We start from the raw sequence: 13,425 nt of genomic DNA, 5'->3' as shown, positions 1-13,425 counted from the left end.
TTAACTAAGTCAAAATCCACGCAGACAGACCGCACGACAGCACGGTTACAGATTACGTCGTGCCCAAGGAAAGCGGAGTGGATTTTTACGATTGAGGAAACCATTAGTATGCTAGGTATCTACGCTAAGTGCCAGGCACACAAACAATACTTCTAGCTGATTTGAGCAGAAAGCGTCACACACAGCGGAAACCAACTTACATTTTTAATAATGAAAATCCATCAATGATTAATAGGGGGCGTGCGCGGGTAAAATTATATGAAAGAATGATACAATAAAAGAAAAAAAGAGGCGATGTTCGTGAATAATATCATTGATTTTATTGCGAAAAAAAAGGAACGTGAAGAACGGCAACGTGCTCTAGATTTAGAACGGTATGTTGCGACTCAATGTAAATTCCATCAGCCAGAAAACATAGATGCTCTTGTTGATGGTAAAGTAATTGAAGTGAAAGATCATACTTTGTTTTTAGGTTTTTTATCAATTTTAAAAGATGAACAAATTGAGCCACTTCATATCTTTCAGGACGTTTTTTCATTAGAGCCAAGCCGTTTTGAAATAGCCTATAACATGAAATGGTGGTCGGTTGTTCAGCTTGCTTTTACATTTTTAACGATTTTAAAGGAAAATGAACCGCATACATATGCAGATTTTCTAGGACTAACTTGATTTATCTGGGGTATGTGCACGTCTGATAAACGAAACAAACGTGTGCATACACAACTGGATTCCTCTTTTTAACTCAAAAAATACAATCATCTTTACAATTCCTCTAATACTTAAAAAACTTCACACATATTTATAAACTCTCAATAATGTTTACGAAATATTTTTAAGCCATCCATACTTGCTTAATGTTTGTTTTATAAGATTACTGTTGTAAGCAAATAAAAATAAACATAAACAAATGGAGGGTCCAACTCATGGCAATTCAAAAGTTATGGAAGAAAGGCTTAATCGGTGCATTAGCAATTTCAATGTTGGCAGCTTGCTCGGACAGTTCTTCTAATTCAAATGGGGTCAATAGTGATGCATCACTTGATGAAATTACTGAAAAAGCGAAACAAGAAGGAACGGTTAATTCAGTCGGTATGCCAGATACATGGGCAAATTGGGTAGAGACTTGGCAAGAGCTTGATACTGAATATGCCATCAAGCATCAGGATACGGATATGTCGAGTGCAGAGGAACTAGCAAAATTTGAAGCAGAAAAAGATGATGCTACTGCTGATATTGGGGATGTAGGGATTGCCTTTGGACCAATTGCCAAGGATAAAGGCCTAACATTACCATACAAAACCTCTTATTGGGATGATATTCCGGACTGGGCAAAAGATGATGAAGGCCATTGGATTGTTGGCTATACAGGTACAATTTCATTTTTAACAGATACAAACAATGTAAAAAATGCACCAACCTCTTGGGCGGATCTTAAAAATGGAGATTATCATGTCAGCATAGGGGATGCTTTAACAGCAAACCAAGCACAATTTGCGATATTAGCCGCGGCAATGGCTTTCGGTGGCGATGAATCGAATATTCAACCGGGCATTGATTTCTTTGCGGAATTAGCGCAACAAGGACGTTTACAGGGAGACCCGTCCGTCGCTAATTTAGAAAAAGGGGAAATCGATGTGGCAATCTTATGGGACTTTAATGCATTAGGCTATCGTCATCAAATTGATGAACAGCGCTTTGATGTAGTAATTCCATCAGAAGGCTCTGTAACATCAGGCTATGCCACAGTAATAAATAAGTATGCGAAAAACCCTTATGCTGCCATGTTAACACGCGAATATATTTTATCGGATGCTGGACAAGAAAACTTAGCAAAAGGTTACGCACGACCAATTCGTGAAAATATGAAGCTTTCTCAGGAAGTAAAGGATTTATTACTACCAGCTGAAATGTATAAAAACGCAAAACCAGTTAATGATCAAAAGCAGTGGGAAGAAACAACAAAGCAAATTCCACAAATGTATCAAGAGCAGGTATTAATTCATGCCAAATAAAAAAGTCGCTCTTATTGTCATCGATGCACTTCGATTTGATACGGCATGTACACACATGGGATTTATGCAACATTTAGTAGAACGTAATATAGCTTCGCGTTTCGAGGTCCGTTCTGAAGTACCGTCTTTATCGAGACCTTTATATGAAACTATTTTAACGGGCACACCACCAATCGTTCATGGTGTAACGAGTAATATGACGGTGCGCTTATCGACACAAAGTAGTTTATTTCATTTAGCGAAAACGAATGGTCTTTCTACAGCAGCAGCAGCTTATTATTGGGTCAGTGAGCTTTATAATCGCTCGCCATTTCAGCATATGGAGGACCGTTTACAATTCGAGACAAAGCTTCCGATTGAGAATGGCTTGTTCTATTTTGAAGATCATTACCCTGACAGTCATTTATTTGCGGATGCAGCGTGGTTAATGGATCAAAAACAACCAGATTTCTTATATATTCACCCGATGAATGTAGATGATGATGGGCATAAGTTTACAGCAAACTCAGCGCAATATCGTAATCGCATATTGGCTGTGGATGCACTATTGTCGCTATTTATTCCAAAATGTATGGCACAAGGGTACGAAGTGATTGTAACGGCAGATCATGGGATGACAAGTGATGGCAATCATGGCGGGTCAACGACTGAGGATCGGCATGTACCTATGTTTGTAATTTCCCAAGCTGTTAAAGCAGGTATAAAAGATGGCGTGGTGTCTCAGCTACAAGTAGCACCTCTCTGTTGTCATTTAATGAATATAGAGCCTTCTGAGGAGATGGTTCCACTATTATTAGAGGGTGTACAAACATTACAACAAACTAATTAAAAAATAAAGACGCGTGCATGTCAGATTTAACGTTTATCCATTTTTAAGTTAGAAAGAAGTGGTAGTTTTGATATCTAAGAGGCAATCTTTTGCCTGGCTTACACCTTTCCTGTTACTTGTAATGTTATTTTTCCTAGTGCCATTACTGTACATGCTCGTTACGAGCTTTAGTAATAGCGAAGGATTTACGTTAGCGCAATATAAATCCGTATTAACGAATAATTATATTTTACAAGGATTTAAAAATAGTGTGACGTTATCTGTCATTTCGGCAGTAGTTGCGCTAATCGTTACGTTGTTTGCAGTTCATGCGATTATGCACTTTTCGCAGCCTGTACGGGAGAAAATTTTAATAATAACAAATTTAACTTCAAATTTTTCAGGTATTCCTTTAGCTTTTGCGTTTATTGTCTTGCTTGGTAATAGTGGACTATTTACGTTGCTATTTGAAAAATGGGAAATAGGTGCATTATCGTCCTTTTCCCTTTATAGCTGGAGTGGTTTATTGCTCATTTATATTTATTTTCAACTGCCGTTAGCGTTAATGCTGCTGTATCCGATTTATGATGGTATACAGCAGCAATGGAAGGAAGCGGCTGCGCTTTTAGGTGCATCGACTTTTCAATTTTGGATAAAAATTGGTATTCCCGTTATGTTACCAGGTATTGTTGGAACCTTTAGCGTGTTATTTGCCAATGCAATGGGTGCTTATGCATCTGCATACGCCTTAACTAGTAGTAATTATAATTTAGTTGCTATACGAATTGGAGCACTGATTAAGGGAGATATTTTTGCTCAACCCGAGTTGGCAAGTGCCATTGCAGTATTGCTGGCAGTAACGATGGTGACCGCAATGCTAATAAGTGAATGGAGCATAAAGAAAACAAGGGGGAAATTGTAATGAAAAAAAGAAATTTTGCTAATAGCGTTTTCCTCCTTTTAATGTTGTATTTGCTATTGCCGATAGTAGCGACAATGCTTTATGCCTTTTCATCCAAGTGGCATAAAACAGTTTTTCCCGAGGGATTGACATTTAAGTGGCTTGCTACACTGTTCCAGGATGCAGCATTTATGCAGGCATTTGGACGTTCGGTCTTGCTTTCTGGAGGTGCAGTCGCCATTGCATTATTCGTCATTGTGCCTGCGATATTTGTCATTGTTTTATATTTTCCAAAGTATGAAAAATGGATTCAAGTGGCAGTCGTTATGGTGTATTCATTTCCTGGAATAATTTTAGCCGTTGGATTGATCCGCGTATATTCAACAATAGGTGTACCGATGATTTTGGTCGTATTGGGCGCCTATGTGATTGGTATTTTGCCATATATATATCAAGGGACTCGCAATAGCTTGCGTAATATAGATGCAAAGCAACTGTTAGACGCGGCACAATTATTAGGTTCAACTAAAAGGCAGGCATTTACGAAAATACTGTTACCAACCGTTTATCCAGGCTTGTTCGCTGGCGCGTTATTATCGTTTTCAGTGCTCTTTGGAGAATTTGTACTAATTAATTTAGTAGTCGGCTCGCGCTTTGAAACTGTACAAATTTATTTAATGAAAAAGCTAAGTACAAGTGGTCATATTGCCAGTGCGGTCGTCTTTATTTATATCGTTCTAATGGGCTTATTAACTTTCGCTATTGCGATATTAACGAATCGTTCGAAAGGTGCGACAAATGTATGAGCTATATTGTAATTGAAGGACTTCATAAAAAATATGAACAAACAACTGTCTTATCAAATATCGAAATGACAATTGAAAAAGGTCAATTTATTACACTTTTAGGGCCAAGTGGCTGTGGGAAAAGTACTATTTTAAGAATTGTTGCGGGCCTAACGGATGCAACAGCAGGAAAAATACAAATTGAAGGAAAAAATATGGGCGGCATCCAGCCGAAAGAGCGCCAGGTCGGGATGGTATTTCAATCCTACGCACTATTTCCGAACATGACCGTCAAAGAAAATATTGCGTTTGGCTTGCGAATGCAAAAAATAAATAATGCAGAAGTGGAGCATCGTGTGCAGGAAATTCTAGCGATCGTGCATTTGACAGAAAAGGCGAATGCATATCCAAAGGAATTGTCTGGTGGTCAACAGCAACGAGTAGCGCTTGCACGCGCACTCATTGTACGACCTAAAGTGTTGCTTTTAGATGAGCCGCTAAGTGCGCTTGATGCGCAAATACGCAAAAAATTACAGAGCGATTTACGTGCGATCCAACGACAGCTTGGGATGACAATGATTTTAGTAACCCATGATCAGGATGAAGCTATGGCTGTATCAGACAAAATATTTGTTATGAGCAATGGGGAAATTGCGCAAAGCGGCACACCGACAGAAATTTATACGAATCCGAAAAGTGAATTTATTGCAAATTTCATTGGTCATTATAATGTTTTTCCACGACAAGTGTTAGAGACGATGATCGGAACGAAATTGCCTGGAAATAGTGGGAAGTTTGCCATTCGACCAGAAGCTGTTCATGTCGAGATGAAGGATGGAGACTTTTGTCTTTTAGGTGTAGCGACACAGTCGTTAATGAGTGGTAACATCATTCGTACAACTTTAGAAGGCGACTTTACATTTACAATGGAACAGTTACATCAGCGTGGGCAAACGCTTGAACTAGGTAAAAACTATAAGTGTTACGTGGCGAAGGAAGATGTGATTGCACTATCATGACGTATGCTAAAATTGAACGGTTTGAATTTATATTAAAGCAATTAGAGCTCGATGGAAAAATCATTGTGGCAAATATCGCAGAAGCATTGTTCGTAGCACCTGAAACTGTTCGTCGGGATTTGGATGAGCTAGAGCAGCAACATCTATTGACGAGAGTGCATGGTGGAGCAATTAAGTATACAAATGTTCGAACAGAACCTGCATTTTTACGGAAATTACAAATGCAAAAAGAGGCAAAGTGTATCATTGCTCGGCAGGCTGCGATGCGAATATGTGATGGGGATACGATTGCAGTTGATACAGGGACGACGACAGTGCACATTGCAGATTACTTAATGGCAGTGGATGATATTACTGTTGTTACTCATTCCATTGCCGCTGCTGCACAATTTAATCTTGCCATTGAAGAAAGACGGATGACAGGGAAAGTTATTTTATTAGGTGGAACAACAAACCCTAGACAAGCTTCGGTTGCTGGTGCAATGACATTAGAATGGTTAGGCAATATGAACTTCGACAAAGCGTTTTTATCTTGCGGTGGCATGAAGGATGGCATTGTGTATGACTATGATTTAGATGAATCACTGATTTCCCAAAAGATGCTACAGCAAAGTAAAAAGACAATATTATTAGCAGATGCATCAAAAATTAATGGCCATTCATTTTATCAAATCTGTCATTTAGCACAATGTACGGAAATAATGTGTGATATTGCTTGCCCAGAAGACTGGCAAGTATACGAAGAACAGTGGACAGTATGTAGTGGAGGGAAAAGTTAATGACAATTGATTACCATGTGCATTTAGAGGAGGGGCCCTATTCTTTCCGTTGGCTGGAACGAACATCTCGCGCGATATCGCATTTTCATGAGCCTAGAAGTACTACTAAAGGTTCCAAAGCGTTGGTTGAATGGCAAGTGTCAGCATTGGCTAGTCGATTACATAATGGCTGCTATAGTGAAGAATGGCTTGACCTATATTTACAAAAGGCAAAACAACTTGGTTTACGAGAGGTTGGTATTGTCGATCATTTGTATCGCTTTCATGAGGCTCGCTCCTATTTTGAACAATATATGCAATTAGATGATTCACAAGAAATCGGTCCACTGCAACGATACTGGCTAGATAGTGTGATGACTGAAAATATGGACGATTTCGTATTAGCGATAGCAAAGGCAAAGAAAAAATGGCGTCAGCATGGTGTCGAGTTAAAGCTAGGCATTGAAGCGGATTACTTTGTAGGTGGCGAGACGCAATTGGCATCGCTACTAGAAGGACACCCTTGGGATTATGTGATTGGCTCTGTTCATTTTGTAGATGGCTGGGGCTTTGATAATCCACAAACAGAGCATTTATTTGCTAATATGGATCAAACAACATTGCAAAAAAACTATACGCAGTTTTTTTCAACGGTCGTGCAAATGATACAGTCTAACATGTTTGATTTTGTGGCTCACTTAGATAATTTTAAAGTTTTTCATTATCATGTTGAGGATGAGGCGTTTAATCTTTTATGGTATGAACAAATCGCACAAGCGCTTGTTAACACACAAACGGCTACGGAAATTAATGCAGGGTTATATTATCGCTATCCCGTCCAAGAAATGTGCCCAGGTCCATTGTTTTTGCAAGTTTTAGTACAAAGAGGTGTAGAATTTACCGTTTCTTCAGACGCCCATTTCCCTGATGATTTAGGAAAATATACGTTTGCCAATACTGATTTGCTAAAGAGCTTAGGCGTTCAACACCTAGTAGGGTTCGATCAACGCACAAAAAAATATATAGAGTTATAACAACAATCACCGTTGATAATGTCATCGGTGATTTTTGCTAGGTATCTATGCTAAGTATCATGCATTTAAACAGTTATACTTGTTGTTGGCAGCGAAGGGGGTGACTCCTGCGGGAATGCACGCAGCATAAGACGCAACAGACCACGCGATAGCGGGGGTTGCGACTTACGAATGTGCCCGCGGAAAGCACCGCCGTAGTGGACAACAACGACATTGCAAAAAAGTGTTAGATTGATTACTGTCAATCTAACACTTTTTCTCTTTTGTCCCAGCCTCCTTGTTTATTATGAAGCAATAGACAAGAACGACGGAATATTTTTAATAAGAAGTGTATTTAAGTCGAAACCACGACATTTAGTACACAAACCTTGTAGGAAGTAGTAATCATTCAGTATAATAGTAAAATGGGAATTCGAATGCACGGATTTCGTTTGAAAGGAGTTACCTGACCTGCAATGAATGAGGAACAACGATTAACCAGTCAACAAGTCAATCAACCAAAAAAAGAAGACAAGCCTGAAAAGGATTATAGTAAATATTTTGAGAAGGTCTTTACTGCACCTTCATTAAAAGATGCAAAAAAACGCGGCAAAGAAGAAGTGAAATACCATAAAGACTTCCAAATAGCCGAACAATTTGCTGGCATGGGCGAGGGACGGACTTTCTATATCCGTACATATGGCTGCCAAATGAATGAGCACGATACAGAAGTGATGGCTGGGATATTTATGCAGCTCGGTTATACTTCAACAGAGATTATCGAGGAAGCAGATGTGGTGCTACTCAATACATGTGCAATCCGTGAAAATGCAGAGAACAAAGTGTTTGGAGAGCTTGGTTTCCTGCTAAAATATAAACGCAAAAATCCAGAAATGCTAATTGGTGTATGTGGCTGTATGTCGCAAGAAGAATCTGTAGTTAATAAAATTTTAAAAACGTATCCGCACGTCGATATGGTATTTGGCACACACAATATACACCGTTTGCCAAATATTTTAAAAGAAGCATACATGTCGAAGGAAATGGTTGTAGAGGTTTGGTCTAAAGAGGGCGACGTTATTGAAAACTTGCCGAAAAAACGTTTAGGTTCCATTAAAGCCTGGGTCAATATAATGTACGGCTGTGACAAGTTTTGTACGTATTGTATCGTGCCATATACGCGTGGGAAAGAACGTAGTCGACGTCCCGAGGAAATCATTGCTGAAGTTCGTGAGCTAGCAGCGGCGGGCTATAAAGAAATTATGCTCCTTGGCCAAAATGTCAACGCTTACGGGAAAGACTTTGAGGACCTTGATTACCGCCTAGGTGACTTAATGGATGAATTGCGAAAAATTGATATTCCGCGTATTCGCTTTACAACAAGTCACCCTCGTGATTTCGATGATTATTTAATTGAAGTGCTAGCAAAAGGTGGGAACTTAGTTGAACATATTCATTTACCAGTACAATCGGGTTCAAATGATGTGTTAAAAATTATGGCTCGTAAATATAGTCGTGAGCATTTCCTTAGCCTAGTAGATAAGATTAAAGCTGCAATTCCAGGTGTGACGTTAACAACGGATATTATTGTCGGTTATCCAAACGAAACAGAGGAGCAATTTGAAGAGACGATATCACTATACCGTGAAGTAGGCTTTGAAATGGCCTTTACGTATATTTACTCTCCTCGAGAAGGTACGCCAGCTGCGAAGATGGTTGACAATGTACCAGAAGATGTGAAAAAAGAGCGTCTACATCGTTTAAATGCAGTCGTACAAGAATATTCTAGAAAAGCGCTTGAAGGCTTGAAAGGCGAAATCGTAGAAGTGTTAGTGGAAGGAACAAGTAAACGTCGTGATGACGTACTTGCCGGCTATACGCGTAAAAATCGCCTCGTGAATTTTAAAGCACCAACAGCGTTAATTGGGCAGTTAGTGAAAGTGAAAATAACGGAGGCTACTTCTTATTCATTAACAGGAGAATTTGTGGAAGTAGTAAAAAATGAAAAGGTGGAAGCGTAAATGACACAAGTATTGTATACAAAAGAAGATTTAATTAAAAAATCCCATGAAATTGCGCATATGATTGCGAATACACCGGAAGTTGATTTTTTTAAAAAAGCTGAAGCACAAATTAATGAAAATCAACTTGTTCGTGAACGTATTGCTAGTTTAAAAAGCTTGCAAAAACAAGCAGTAAACTTCCAGCACTTAGGTAAAGAAAAAGCATTAAAAATGATCGAAGACAAAATAGAAAAAATCGAAGAAGAAATTAATGCCATTCCTGTCGTGCAGCAATTTAAAGAATCACAAGGTGATGTGAATGACTTATTACAATTAGTGTCAAACACAATTGCCAATAACGTTACAAATGAAATTGTGCGTTCAACAGGTGGCGATGTGTTACGTGGTGAAACTGGCTCTTATGTACAAAATTCTCAACCAGGTAGCTGTTCATAAATAAATAATAGAAGAAACAGCCCGAATGACTGCATTCGGGCTATTTTTATGAAGCAATTTAGCAAGGGGTTTACACATAATGAAAGCCTCTACTAAAGCTGTTGAATGCAAAAATGTATAAAGGAAGTCAATTCGATTCTATGAAATATGTTCACCCAATGGGCGCTACCTGCATATGATGGAGTGAAAAGAGTCGAAGGAGGAATTGCGCTGAAACGTTTACGACAAATCGTGACGAAAGCAGTAGTTGCCAAAGGGAAGAAGAGAACGGAAGAACGTGTAACGTTATGTCCAACAAATAAACCGACGAGTATTCTCGGTTGCTGGGTAATCAACCATACTTGTTCAGCAAAAAAAGTCGGTAAATTTGTAGAAGTGTCAGGAAAGTTTGATGTCAATGTATGGTATGCTTATAGTAATCATTCGAAAACAGCAGTGTTTTCAGAAACGGTTCACTATAAAGACAAAGTAAAGCTTAATTTTAGAGATGGCGAAGTAACAGTTGGCGATGATGTGCGTGTGCGTGTAATACAAGAACCAAATTGCATGGAAGCGGTAATTTCTCCATGTGGAACAAAATTTGAAATTGTAGTAGAACGTGAGACTGTCGTTGAAGTAATGGGTGAAATGACAATTTGTATTAGTGTACATCCGCTAGATTTCGAAGAGGAATGGAATTTTAATGATGAAAGTTCATCTTCATCATCTTCATCGTCAAGCTCTAGTTCCAGTTCTTCTAGCTCAAGTAGTGAAGGAAGATTCGTTTTAGAGTCCTCATCGTTTCCTGACGAACGTCCAAGATAATATACAAGATAATATTTTTTGATACATGCGAAATGCTAGCATCTTTACAAAGGTGAAATAAGCGTTTCGCATGTATCTTTTGTTATAATAAATATAACGATTAGGGGAAGAAGCACTCAATGGATAGTTCAGCCTTTAGAAGGTGTTAATATGTTAGCCTAGATTTATCGCTCTAAGTAGCAATTGCTAACGTAACTACAAGTGTACATACCCATAGCACAATACAAAATTTATCTAAACGCAAATATGCCAATGCGTATTTGATTTAAATGGCAAGAGCGAGGGAATTTTTAAATGACAACTTATACACCAATGATGCAACAATATTTGCAAGTAAAAGAAGATTATAAGGATGCCTTTTTATTTTTTAGATTAGGTGACTTTTACGAAATGTTTTTTGAAGATGCAATTAATGCATCACAAATTTTAGAAATTACATTAACGAGTCGAGATGCAGGCGCTAAGGAGCGTATTCCAATGTGTGGGGTACCACATCACTCGGCAAAAAATTATATTGAAACACTTGTGCAAAAAGGCTATAAGGTTGCAATTTGTGAGCAAACGGAAGATCCTAAGCTAGCAAAAGGTGTAGTCAAACGTGAAGTAGTCCAACTTATTACGCCAGGTACTATTATGGAAGGTAAGGCGCTAGATGGTAAAACCAATCATTTTATAGGCGCAGCAGAACAATTGGATGCCACGACATTTGGCTATGCCTACTTGGATCTATCTACAGGTGAAGCAATAGCGTCAACAATTGAAGGGGATGGCAAGGCACTTCTGATGCAGATGCAGGCATATGGTATTCGAGAATTAATCGTAACAGAGAGCTTACAGCTTTTGTTGGCAGAACATGCAATGAATTTTGGCATTGTCCTATCCGTTGAAGAAGATGAAATGGTGATGGACAAAGCGGTGAACTATTTAGAAGCGGTTCCAGCAACTATACAGTTAGCTTGCCTTCGTTTGCTTCATTATATCGATAAGACACAAATGCGTTCACTTTCTCATATTCAAGCGTTTACCTTCAATGAAATGAAAAACTATCTACGCATCGATTCTAGCTCAAAGCGAAACTTAGAACTGATTCAGTCCATTCGTGGCGGCGACCAAAAAGGTACATTGTTATGGCTATTAGATGACACTGTTACAGCGATGGGTGGGCGTAAGCTGAAGCAGTGGCTACATCAACCGTTAGCATCACGCTCAGCTATTGAGGATAGACTTGCGATGGTTAGTGATTTGTTAGAAGAATATTTTGTAAGATCGGAATTACAAATCTCTCTAAAACAAGTATATGATTTAGAACGTTTAGCTGGTCGTGTGGCGTTTGGCAATGTAGGCGGGCGCGATTTAGCACAGCTTCGCGATTCATTACGACAAGTTCCAGTTATTCAACAACAGTTAATTGGAGCAAATAAAGAAACATTGCACAAGTTAGGTGCAGCACTCGATACATGTGCTGACGTTGAGGCTTTATTGGCACTTGCTATTACAGATAACCCACCAATCACTATTAAAGAAGGTGATGTTATCCGAGATGGCTATAATGAACGATTAGATGAACTGCGTTATGCGTCTCGCAATGGCAAGGACTGGATAGCCCAGTTAGAACAAGCGGAACGTGCAAAAACGGGCATTAAAAACTTGAAAATAGGCTATAACCGTATTTTTGGCTATTATATCGAAATAACAAAATCTAATATCCATTTGGCAGATTTAACACGCTATGAACGTAAACAAACACTCGCGAATGCGGAACGTTATATTACGCAGGAACTGAAAGAAAAAGAGTCACTTATTTTGAATGCCGAGGAAGAAAGCTTGGCATTGGAGTACAACCTATTCGTTGAAATACGTGAACAATTAAAATCATTCATTCCACGTGTACAAGCGTTAGCAGCGAGCATTAGTGAATTAGATGTATTGCTTAGCTTTGCAAGCGTTTCTGAAAAATATCGTTTTACGAAGCCCGAATTTCATGCGGGACGTGCGCTTGAAATTATTGAAGGACGACACCCCGTTGTAGAGAAAATGCTCAATAAGCAAATGTATGTACCGAATGATTGTGTGCTCGAAGAAAATCACAACATGATGCTCATTACGGGGCCCAATATGTCTGGTAAAAGTACGTATATGCGCCAAGTAGCACTCATTGTTGTGATGGCACAAATGGGATGCTATGTGCCGGCGGAAAAGGCAAGATTACCAATTACAGATCAAATTTTTACACGGATTGGTGCAGCGGATGATTTAGCTGCAGGACAATCAACATTTATGGTAGAAATGCTAGAATCACAGCATGCGATTATGCATGCAACTCAAAATAGCTTAATGCTGTTTGATGAAATTGGTCGTGGAACATCCACATATGATGGTATGAGTCTTGCGCAATCTATGATGGAATATATTCATGACAAAATCGGCGCAAATACACTTTTCTCTACACATTATCATGAATTGACAGCTTTAGAAAAAGAGTTACCTCGCTTACAAAATGTGCATGTATCTGCCACTGAAAAGAATGGAACAGTTGTCTTTTTACACAAGGTGAAAAAGGGGGCGGCAGATAAATCATATGGTATTCATGTAGCCCAGCTAGCACAATTACCAGAGGAAATTTTAGAGAGAGCACGTATATTGCTCGAAAACTTTGAGGCAGGTAAAGAAATTCCTGTGTCCCCAGAAGTAGTTGAACAACCTGTACAAATGTCGCTCTTTACAGAAGAAGCAGCGTTGCCTTCAGCTGAGGCAGATGTCTTGAAAAGCTTGGAGAAGGTGAATATTCTAGGCACATCACCAATGCAGGCCATTAATATTTTATATGAATTACAACAGCAATTAGTTAACGCTAAAAAATAAAGGA

Annotated in this window: 12 protein-coding genes; all 12 read left to right on the top strand. The window is 38.9% G+C overall.

Annotation, left to right across the window (positions count from 1 at the left end):
- The first annotated feature begins 294 nt into the window (after window positions 1-294).
- The 12 genes from NSQ74_RS20420 (at window position 295) to mutS (ending at window position 13,421) form a co-directional block, all read left to right on the top strand.
- Window positions 295-669, top strand: a complete 375-nt coding sequence (locus NSQ74_RS20420; RefSeq protein ID WP_340825738.1) for a 2-oxoglutarate ferredoxin oxidoreductase subunit beta — start codon at window positions 295-297, stop codon at window positions 667-669.
- A 254-nt stretch (window positions 670-923) separates the two neighbouring features.
- Window positions 924-2,012, top strand: a complete 1,089-nt coding sequence (locus NSQ74_RS20415; protein WP_340825736.1) for an ABC transporter substrate-binding protein — start codon at window positions 924-926, stop codon at window positions 2,010-2,012.
- Complete coding sequence (locus tag NSQ74_RS20410; protein WP_340825735.1) at window positions 2,002-2,841, top strand: alkaline phosphatase family protein; 840 nt, start codon at window positions 2,002-2,004, stop codon at window positions 2,839-2,841. The genes NSQ74_RS20415 and NSQ74_RS20410 overlap by 11 nt, the downstream gene beginning before the upstream one ends.
- A 58-nt stretch (window positions 2,842-2,899) precedes the next feature.
- Entirely contained in the window at window positions 2,900-3,742 is an 843-nt protein-coding gene (locus NSQ74_RS20405; protein WP_340825734.1) for an ABC transporter permease, read from the top strand.
- Window positions 3,742-4,527 carry an ABC transporter permease gene (locus tag NSQ74_RS20400; protein WP_340825733.1) on the top strand — a complete coding sequence of 262 codons (786 nt, stop codon included), beginning with the start codon at window positions 3,742-3,744 and terminating at the stop codon, window positions 4,525-4,527. The genes NSQ74_RS20405 and NSQ74_RS20400 overlap by 1 nt, the downstream gene beginning before the upstream one ends.
- The gene (locus tag NSQ74_RS20395) at window positions 4,524-5,525 is read left to right on the top strand and encodes an ABC transporter ATP-binding protein (protein ID WP_340825732.1); all 1,002 of its coding nucleotides are present in this window, start codon (window positions 4,524-4,526) and stop codon (window positions 5,523-5,525) included. Before NSQ74_RS20400 ends, NSQ74_RS20395 begins: the two co-directional genes overlap by 4 nt.
- Complete coding sequence (locus NSQ74_RS20390; RefSeq protein ID WP_340825731.1) at window positions 5,522-6,304, top strand: DeoR/GlpR family DNA-binding transcription regulator; 783 nt, start codon at window positions 5,522-5,524, stop codon at window positions 6,302-6,304. The genes NSQ74_RS20395 and NSQ74_RS20390 overlap by 4 nt, the downstream gene beginning before the upstream one ends.
- Window positions 6,304-7,317 (top strand): histidinol phosphate phosphatase domain-containing protein, encoded by a 1,014-nt coding sequence (locus tag NSQ74_RS20385; RefSeq protein ID WP_340825730.1) that lies wholly within the window; start codon window positions 6,304-6,306, stop codon window positions 7,315-7,317. The genes NSQ74_RS20390 and NSQ74_RS20385 overlap by 1 nt, the downstream gene beginning before the upstream one ends.
- Before the next feature lie 455 nt (window positions 7,318-7,772).
- A complete protein-coding gene (miaB, locus tag NSQ74_RS20380) occupies window positions 7,773-9,317 on the top strand; it encodes a tRNA (N6-isopentenyl adenosine(37)-C2)-methylthiotransferase MiaB (RefSeq protein ID WP_340825729.1) in 1,545 nt (514 codons plus the stop codon).
- Window positions 9,318-9,755, top strand: a complete 438-nt coding sequence (locus NSQ74_RS20375; RefSeq protein WP_340825728.1) for a RicAFT regulatory complex protein RicA family protein — start codon at window positions 9,318-9,320, stop codon at window positions 9,753-9,755. It abuts the gene before it with no gap.
- Between the two features lie 147 nt (window positions 9,756-9,902).
- Window positions 9,903-10,559 carry an outer spore coat protein CotE gene (gene cotE / locus NSQ74_RS20370; RefSeq protein WP_340825727.1) on the top strand — a complete coding sequence of 219 codons (657 nt, stop codon included), beginning with the start codon at window positions 9,903-9,905 and terminating at the stop codon, window positions 10,557-10,559.
- Between the two features lie 294 nt (window positions 10,560-10,853).
- Window positions 10,854-13,421 carry a DNA mismatch repair protein MutS gene (gene mutS / locus NSQ74_RS20365; RefSeq protein ID WP_340825726.1) on the top strand — a complete coding sequence of 856 codons (2,568 nt, stop codon included), beginning with the start codon at window positions 10,854-10,856 and terminating at the stop codon, window positions 13,419-13,421.
- The last annotated feature ends 4 nt before the right edge of the window (window positions 13,422-13,425 follow it).

It is taken from the genome of Lysinibacillus sp. FSL W8-0992, assembly GCF_038008685.1.
In the GTDB taxonomy this organism is placed as follows: domain Bacteria; phylum Bacillota; class Bacilli; order Bacillales_A; family Planococcaceae; genus Lysinibacillus.
This window is presented reverse-complemented; position numbering and strand designations above follow the sequence as displayed.